The 836-nt window shown below is 39.5% G+C and carries 1 protein-coding gene; it reads left to right on the forward strand.

Features of this window, described 5'->3' with window-relative positions:
• Positions 1–15 precede the first annotated feature (15 nt).
• The coding region (locus tag P2W72_RS15705) for an IS4 family transposase (protein WP_276364581.1) at positions 16–836 on the forward strand (821 nt) is incomplete at its 3' end.

An 836-nucleotide genomic window follows, 5' to 3' on the forward strand; every position in this document is an offset into this window, starting at 1 on the left:
TTGAATGGTTTTAGGGTGCTCGCTGTAGATGGTACGTGCATCACCTTACCCACTACCAAGGAATTGGAAGATTTGTACGGAAAGACCACGAACCAAAACCAAGCTTACACCGTCCAAGCGCGGGCTTCGGTGCTTTACGATTTATCGAACCGTATGGCTCTCAATAGTATTTTGTCGCACATAGACATAGGAGAACGTGAACTTGCTTTGCAGCAGTTGTCGCATTGTAAAAAAGGGGATCTAGTGATCTATGACCGAGGCTATCCATCCTATGATCTTTTTCATGAACACTATAAAAAGAACGTTGCTTTTGTGATTAGAGCCAAGTCTAATTTCAACTCCGTAGCAAGCGAGTTTCTCAAGAGTGGTAAGACATCGCAAGTGGTGGAATGCTTTCCGGGAAAGCGTATGGATCTTACAGATAAAACCTATACTAAAAATACACCGTTAAAAGTCAGACTTATTCGAATAGAATTACCCGGAGGGGAAATCGAGCTTCTGATCACCTCATTAACAGATAGCAAAAAGTACACGCACAGCATATTCAAAGAACTGTATTTCAGGAGGTGGAAAATAGAAACCTATTTTGATGAATTAAAAAACAAACTTGGGATTGAGCATTTTTCAGGATATTCCAATCAAAGTATATTGCAGGATTTTTATGCTACAATTTTCGTAAGTAACCTACAGTCTCTGATCGTGGCTGAACTAGCCGAAGAACTACAGGAGAAAGGCAATAATACAAAGTACAGCTACAAAGTAAACACCACTTTATCCTATGGATTCATGAAAGACCGAATTCTTACTGTGTTTTTTAAAAAAGGAGATATGAATCC

The sequence above is a fragment of the Daejeonella sp. H1SJ63 genome (assembly GCF_029360775.1).
Lineage (GTDB): Bacteria > Bacteroidota > Bacteroidia > Sphingobacteriales > Sphingobacteriaceae > Daejeonella.